The organism is Arthrobacter sp. 05T420 (assembly GCF_056396305.1).
The window spans coordinates 154,875-162,562 of record NZ_JBFTLG010000013.1 but is presented as its reverse complement, the minus strand read 5'-3'; the positions used below and the strand labels follow the sequence as shown (position 1 = coordinate 162,562).

The 7,688-nt window shown below is 69.2% G+C and carries 6 protein-coding genes and 1 rRNA gene; all 7 read left to right on the top strand.

The features are described from left to right. Positions 1-95, top strand: a 5S ribosomal RNA gene (gene rrf / locus AC1DEM_RS14115); the annotation flags it as partial. 530 nt (positions 96-625) lie between these two features. Further along, complete coding sequence (locus AC1DEM_RS14110) at positions 626-2,671, top strand: tetratricopeptide repeat protein (RefSeq protein ID WP_476884943.1); 2,046 nt, start codon at positions 626-628, stop codon at positions 2,669-2,671. A 4-nt stretch (positions 2,672-2,675) separates the two neighbouring features. Beyond that, positions 2,676-3,665 carry an HAD-IIA family hydrolase gene (locus tag AC1DEM_RS14105; protein WP_476884942.1) on the top strand — a complete coding sequence of 330 codons (990 nt, stop codon included), beginning with the start codon at positions 2,676-2,678 and terminating at the stop codon, positions 3,663-3,665. A 9-nt stretch (positions 3,666-3,674) separates the two neighbouring features. Continuing rightward, positions 3,675-4,058 (top strand): hypothetical protein, encoded by a 384-nt coding sequence (locus tag AC1DEM_RS14100; protein WP_476884941.1) that lies wholly within the window; start codon positions 3,675-3,677, stop codon positions 4,056-4,058. After that, positions 4,055-4,867: a TlyA family RNA methyltransferase gene (locus tag AC1DEM_RS14095; protein WP_476884940.1), complete on the top strand. Its 813-nt coding sequence runs from the start codon at positions 4,055-4,057 to the stop codon at positions 4,865-4,867. The genes AC1DEM_RS14100 and AC1DEM_RS14095 overlap by 4 nt, the downstream gene beginning before the upstream one ends. 22 nt (positions 4,868-4,889) lie before the next feature. Beyond that, entirely contained in the window at positions 4,890-5,927 is a 1,038-nt protein-coding gene (locus AC1DEM_RS14090; protein WP_476884939.1) for an NAD kinase, read from the top strand. A gap of 3 nt (positions 5,928-5,930) precedes the next feature. Further along, a complete protein-coding gene (recN, locus tag AC1DEM_RS14085; protein WP_476884938.1) occupies positions 5,931-7,667 on the top strand; it encodes a DNA repair protein RecN in 1,737 nt (578 codons plus the stop codon). Positions 7,668-7,688: the final 21 nt, after the last annotated feature.

Here is a 7,688-nt window from a genome sequence, read left to right as displayed (position 1 = left end):
AAACGCCCGGTCCCATCCCGAACCCGGAAGCTAAGACCCACAGCGCCGATGGTACTGCACCCGGGAGGGTGTGGGAGAGTAGGTCACCGCCGGAACACCATTAACGGTCGAGGACCCCCAACCACGTTGGGGGTCCTCCCGCATTTAACGGCACTTCACAACTGACCCGCAGCAGGGGCCGTTTTGGAGGCCCAGAACGGCCCCTGCTGCCAGCCAGTTGGACAAGAACCGCCGACGAACCGGGCGCCGCCGTCGCCCCCATACGCGGGGGAGCCTCGCCGCAGGGGCGCCTCACTGCAGGTCACCAGACGAACACCATTGACGGTCGAGGACCCCCAACCACTTCGGGGGTCCTTGCGCATTTAAGCCCCAGACTGGACCTCAGTCACCAGACACGCCTCGTCAGCAGCCCACTGCGGACAGAGGCGGTGCAGGAGGTTGTGACACTTCCCACCGCAGGCCCTATTGAGGTGATGCCGTTAGCCGGTGGCCGGTTGCTCGCCTAGAATTGGGGGAGATGTACGGACTTCGAAGCGCTTGATTTCGGGTTGCGTAGGAAACGAAACACGGAACAGAGCGGCTGCGATTGCGCCAGTGGTCAGCTCTCAACAGGAGGAATCCCAGCATGGCTGAGCACAATGATGGCAACCGCGGCGGCAAGGCCCCCGACAACTCTGGCGGACGCAGTTCCGGTGGAGCCCCTTTCCGCGGCACGAGCAACTCGGGCGGCGATCCCCGTGGGTTCCGTTCCAGGGAAGACCGTGACCGCAAGCCGTATGGGGATCGTGCTCCGCGTGAGGGCGGCGGCGAGCGTAAGCCGTACAGCGGGGGTGAGCGTAAGCCGTACAGCGGCGGTGGCGCCGGGGGTGAGCGTAAGCCGTACAGCGGCGGTGGCTCCGGCGGTGAGCGTAAGCCGTATGGTGACCGTGCCCCGCGTGAAGGTGGCGGCCAGCGCAGCTTCGGTGGCGATAGCCGCCCGTCCTATGGTGACCGCAAGCCCTACAGCGCCGGCGGTGAGCGTAAGCCGTATGGTGACCGCGCTCCCCGTGAGGGCGGGGATCAGCGTAGTTTCGGTGGCGGCGATCGCAAGCCGTATAGCAGTGGCGGCGCCGGTGGCGAGCGTAAGCCGTATGGTGATCGTGCCCCCCGTGAAGGCGGTGGCCAGCGCAGCTTCGGTGGCGACAGCCGCCCGTCCTATGGTGACCGCAAGCCGTACAGCGGTGGCGGGGCTGGCGGCGAGCGTAAGCCGTATGGTGATCGTGCCCCTCGTGAAGGTGGCGGCCAGCGCAGCTTCGGCGGTGGCGATCGCAAGCCGTACAGCGGTGGCGACAGCCGCCCGTCCTACGGTGACCGTAAGCCCTATGGTGACCGCGCTCCGCGTGAAGGCGGGGGGCAGCGCAGCTTCGGTGGCGACCGTGACCGCAAGCCGTACAGCGGTGGCGAGAACCGCAAGCCGTTCGGCAACCGCGAGGACCGTCCGGCACGGAGCTTTGACCGTGGCGACTCAGGCCCCCGCCAGTACGGGCAGGACCGCCCGGAAGACCGTCCGGTGCGGGTGCCCAATGCACGCGATCTCCGCAGCGCCAACCGTCCGGACCGGGAGCGCTCACCGCAGATCGACGAGGACGTCACGGGCAAGGAACTTGACCGCGCCACCCAGCACCAGATCAAGACTCTCGAAGGCACCAGCGCCGAATGGGTGGCCCGCCACCTCGTCATGGCAGGACGGCTTCTGGACGAAGAGCCGGAGCTTGCCTTCCAGCACGCCCTGGCGGCCAGCCGCCGCGGCGGACGCCTTGCATCCGTCCGCGAGGCTGTTGGCCTGACGGCCTATGCAGCCGGCCACTATGGTGAAGCCCTCCGGGAATTCCGCACCTACCGCCGGATCAGCGGCTCCAACATGCACCTGCCGGTCATGGCCGACTGCGAGCGGGGCCTGGGCCGCCCGGACCGTGCCCTGGACATGGCCCGGTCCGACGAAGCCAAGGATCTCGACGCCCCCGGCAAGGTGGAGCTGGCCATCGTGGCCGCCGGTGCCCGCACCGACCTGGGGCAGCTCGACGCCGCGGTTTCCGAGCTGGAAATCCCGCAGTTGGACATCAACCGCGCCTTCTCCTACAGCCCTCGGTTGTTCCGCGCCTACGCTGACGCTCTGACGGGAGCCGGCCGCGGCGCCGAAGCCGGCAAGTGGCAACGCCAGGCCATCGTGGCCGAGAACGCGCTGGGCCTCGGGGAGGACGAGGAACCCGACATCATCGATCTCGGCTGGGACGAGGAAGAAGAGGCCCGCGAGGAGGATCGGCAGCGCCGCCTCCGTGCGCAGGAGAATGCCGACATGCACGCCGGAACTGAAGAGCGCTCCCCGCGTGCCGCCAGTGCTGCCGCCGCGGCAGAAGCCGCCGGCACAGCAGCTGGCCTGAACGCGACCGACGATGACGCGATCGACGACAATGCCATCGACAACAGCGCCGACGACGCCGAGGCTGACTACTTCGAGTCCGACGACGCCGAGTCCGACCAGGATTCGGTGGAGGCCGACGTGCTCGATGACGCCGATGGAGAAGCTGACTCCGAAGCGGACGCTGAATCCGAGGGGGAGCCGACGGCTGAAGCGGAGCAGGAACTCCTTGACGACTCAGAGACTGCCCAGCGTGAACGTGTGGAGGACTAGCCGAATGACGGATACCGCCCTGATTTCCACCTTTGATGCCCTGCTCTCCGACCTCGACGGCGTCGTCTATGCCGGCGCCCATGCCATCCCCGGCGCCGTCGAGTCGCTGCGCCGGCTGGCCGGTGTCGGCGTCGGGCTGGGCTACGTCACCAACAATGCATCTCGTTCTCCGGCGCAGGTAGCGCAGCATCTGCGCGATCTCGGCGCCCCCGCCGAGGACCATCAGGTGGTGAGTTCCTCGCAGGCGGCGGCAGCGCTGCTGGCCTCGCTGCTGCCGGCCGGGGCACACGTGCTGATCACGGGCAGCGCCGCGCTGGCCCAGGAAATTGAGCTTGTTGGCCTGGTCCCCGTCCGCGGCGCGGAGGATGACCCGGTCGCCGTCGTGCAGGGCTTTAGCCCGGACATTGGGTGGAAGGACCTCGCGGAGGCGTCGTACGTCGTCGCCGGCGGGGCGCTCTGGGTGGCGACCAACATGGACTGGTCCATTCCCCAGGCGCGTGGCATTGCCCCCGGCAACGGGACGCTCGTGGCCGCCGTGGCGGCCGCGACGGGCAAGAGCCCGCTCGTGGCGGGCAAACCTGAGGCGCCGCTGTTCCACACCGCCGCCAAGCGGCTGGCCTCGGACCGGCCGCTGGTGGTCGGTGACCGGCTGGACACCGACATCCTGGGCGGCAACAACGCCGGCTTCGCCACGGTGGCCGTGCTGACCGGAGTGGACACCAGGGAATCGATCCTCGCCGCAAAGTCGATGGAACGCCCCGATTTCCTCATCAATGACCTGACCGGCCTCTACGCGCCGTACCCTGCCGTGGAGCACGACGCCGGCCGGTTCAGCAGCGGCGCGGCCTCGGCGATCGTACGGGGGCAGTCCGTCCACATCAGCGGCGACCCCGCCGACCTCGATTCATGGCGTGCCGCCTGTTCGGCCTGGTGGGCCGCGAACCCTGAGACGACCAGCGCCTTGGCTCCGGTCCTCGAGTGGCTCGATCACTAGGCTGGAGACATGACCGAGCTAAACCAGCAACCAGACTCTGCGCTGAACCCCGCGCTGAACCAGGCCCTAAACCAGCTGCCAGCTGAGGCGGAGGCGCCGGACCTTGCGGCCGACGTCACCTGGCCTGACCTGGCGTCGCGGCAGCTCTCGGCAGAACCGTCCGGGCCCGCGGCACAAGAACAGCAGACGCAAGGACAGCGCGCAAACGTCCAGGACCAGGCCGTCAGCGTTGTGCTGGACCGTCTGGCGGCTCTGCGGCAAACGCCCGTGTCCGAGCACGGAGAAGTTTATGCAGGCATGCACGACGCACTGCTGGAGGCCCTGAACGAGGACGTGGCCGGCCACGCCGGCGTGGCGCGCCGGATCCATGCGGCGGGGGACGGGGGATCGTGAGCCGGCTGGACCAAGCGCTCGTCGGCCGGGGGCTGGCGAGGTCCCGGACGCATGCCGCCCGGCTGATTTCCGAGGGCAAGGTCAGCTCCGGCGGCGAGGTCCTCGCCAAGGCATCACTGCAAATCCCGGATGACGCCCCGCTGGACGTCACGGCCTCCGCCGAGGACGGCTACGTCAGCCGTGCCGGGCACAAGCTGGCCGGCGCGCTGGATGCCTTTCCCGCCGTCGACGTCGCGGGCAAACGGTGTCTCGACACCGGTGCCTCCACCGGGGGGTTCACGGACGTCCTGCTACGGCGCGGAGCCGCCCACGTGGTGGCTGTGGACGTTGGGCACGGCCAACTGGTGCCGGAAATCCGGAACGACGCCCGCGTTGCCGTGCACGAAGGACTCAACGTCCGGTACATGACGCCCGCGGAAATCGGCGGGCTGGCCGCGTTGACGGTGGCGGACCTGTCCTTCATCTCGCTGACCCTTGTGGTGGCGCCGCTCAGGGCCTGTACCGAGCCCGGCGGCGACCTCGTCCTCATGGTCAAGCCACAATTCGAGATCGGCAAGGACCGCCTGGGCCGGACCGGGGTGGTTACCTCGGAACGGGAACGCCGGATGGCCGTGGGCAAGGTGGCAGCTGCCGCCGCGGACGCGGGGCTCGAATTGAAAGGGCTCGCCCAGAGTCCGTTGCCGGGCCAGGACGGCAATGTCGAATACTTCCTGTGGATAAAACGCGCGATGTCGGAAGTCCCGCCTAAGATCGAGGAGCGGGACGCAGCCGTTGCTGCGTTGCTCGGAACAATCTGGCCGAACCACTAGTACCACCAGAAGGCGGAACCCGATGAGCAGGCGTGTCCTCATCCTTGCCCACACAGGGCGCGAGGAATCCCTCAAGGCTGCCTGGGAAGCGTGTGCCCTGTTGCACGAATCCGGGCTGGTCCCTGTGCTGCAGGAGAACGAGCTCGGGGACATGGTCCGCTTCTTCGGCCGGCTCGACCACCCCGTCGAGGTCCTCCACGACCACGTGAAGCTGCCAGAGGTGGAACTCGTCATGGTGCTGGGCGGGGACGGCACCATCCTCCGCGCTGCCGAGCTGGTCCGCGAAGTCGACGTGCCACTGCTCGGGGTCAACCTCGGCCACGTGGGGTTCCTGGCCGAGAGCGAGCGGGCCGACCTCGCCCAAACCGTCGAGTGGATCGCCAGCCGCGACTACACGGTGGAAGAGCGCATGACGATCGACGTCCAGGTCTGGGTCCGCGGACAGAAGATCTGGCACACCTGGGCCCTTAACGAGGCCGCGATCGAGAAAGGCAACCGGGAACGGATGCTGGAGGTGGTCACGGAAGTCGACGAACGCCCCCTGACCTCCTTCGGTTGCGACGGCGTGGTCCTGGCCACGCCCACCGGCTCCACGGCCTACGCGTTTTCCGCCGGCGGTCCTGTGGTGTGGCCCGAGGTTGAGGCCCTCCTGATCGTGCCGATCAGTGCCCATGCCCTCTTCGCGAAGCCGCTCGTGGTCTCGCCCCGGTCCAGGCTCGCGGTCGAGATCCTGAATCGGACCGACGCCCAGGGCGTCCTCTGGTGCGACGGCCGCCGCTCGGTGGATCTGCCGCCCGGCGCGCGCGTTGAAGTGACTCGCTCCGCGACGCCCGTGCGGCTGGCCAGACTGCGTCAGACCCCCTTCTCCGGCAGGCTGGTGCGCAAGTTCGAGCTCCCGATCCAGGGCTGGCGCGGCCCCATGCCGCAGGCCGAGGCGATCCACACCGGACCCATCCCGATCATCCGCACGCCCCGCCCCATGCCGCCGCTGCCCTCGCCGCGCCACTCGGAACCCGGTGACGCCCCCGATCCCTCGACTGATCCCTCAACCGAGAAGTGAACCATGCTTGAAGAACTGCGTATCCGCGACCTCGGCGTCATCACCGACGCCACCCTGCCGCTGGGCCCGGGCCTCAGCGTGGTGACCGGTGAAACCGGTGCCGGCAAGACCATGGTGGTCACCGCCGTCGGCCTGCTCCTCGGTGCCAGATCCGACGCCGGCGCAGTCCGTAGCGGGGCGAAGAGCGCCTCCGCGGAAGCCGTGCTGAAGCTCGACGCCGGGCACGCCGCCGTCGTGCGGTCCCGCGAGGCCGGGGCGGAGGTTGAGGAGTTCGACGGCGGTGTGGAACTGCTGCTTGCCCGCAGCGTCGGCGCCGACGGCCGCAGCCGTGCGTACCTGGGCGGACGCGCCGCGCCGGTCGGGGTGCTGGCCGAAATCGGCGAAACTCTCGTGGTGGTGCACGGGCAGTCGGACCAGATCCGGCTCAAGAGCCCGGTGGCGCAGCGCGGCGCCTTGGACAAATTCGCCGGCGAGAGTTTTGCGGGCACGCTGGCCGCCTATCAGGCCCTCTATGCCCACTGGCATGCCAGCCAGGGCGAGCTGGACGCCTTGCGCAGTGCCGCCCGTGAACGCCTCCGCGAGGCCGAGTCGCTGCAGGCTGCGCTGGCCGAGATCGACGCCGTGGACCCGCAGCCGGGGGAGGACGATTCCCTCAAGGCCGAGGCCGTGAAACTGGCCAACGTCGAGGAACTGCGCATCGCGGCCAGTGCAGCCCACCAGGCGCTCATCGCCGAGGACTTCGGCGAAGAAGCCGACGCCACCACCCTGGTGGACGCCGCCAAGCGCACCTTGGAGCATGTGGCCGAACACGACGAGGAGCTGGGCTCAGCCGCGGCGCGCCTGGCCGAGGTCGGCTTCCTGCTCAACGACATCGCCGCGGAGCTCGCCAGCTACCAGGCCGCCCTGGACACGGAGGGGCCGGAGCGGCTCGCCGAGATCGAGGACCGCCGGGCTTCTCTGGCCAAGCTGGTCCGCAAGTACGCGCCGAGCATCGACGAGGTGCTGGTCTGGGCCGAGGCCGCCCGGGCCCGGCACGAGGAACTGCAGGACGACTCCACCCGGATCGAATCGCTGGACGCCGAGGTGGCCCGGGCCGAAGCCGAGCTCCGGAAGAAGGCCGCCGCGATCAGCAAGGCGCGCACGAAGGCCGCCAAGGACCTCTCCGCACGGGTCAGTGCCGAGCTGACCGCACTGGCCATGGCCGACGCCACCCTGGTCATCAACGTGGAGTCCGCAGCCCAGCTGGGGCCGTTCGGGGCCGATGAGGTCTCCTTCCTGCTGCAGCCGCACTCCGGCGCGCCGGCCCGGCCGCTGGGCAAGGGCGCGTCGGGCGGTGAACTCTCCAGAGTCATGCTCGCCATCGAGGTGGTGCTGGCCGCCGTCGATCCCGTCCCGACGTTCGTCTTCGACGAGGTCGACGCCGGCGTGGGCGGCCGGGCCGCCGTCGAGATCGGGCGCCGGCTGGCGATGCTGGCCCAGCACGTTCAGGTCCTCGTGGTGACCCACCTCCCGCAGGTGGCCGCGTTCGCGAACCAGCACATCAGGGTCACCAAGACCTCCGTGCGGGGCGCCGACGGCGCTACCGCCACGGGCTTCACCTCCAGCGACGTGCAGCTGCTGGACGAGTCAGAGCGCGTCCGCGAGCTGGCCCGCATGCTGGCGGGCCAGGAGGACTCGGAATCAGCCCAGGCGCACGCACAGGAGCTGCTGGACGACGCCAAACTGCTGCCACAAATCTGAGCGGCCCGGCAGGGACGTCCG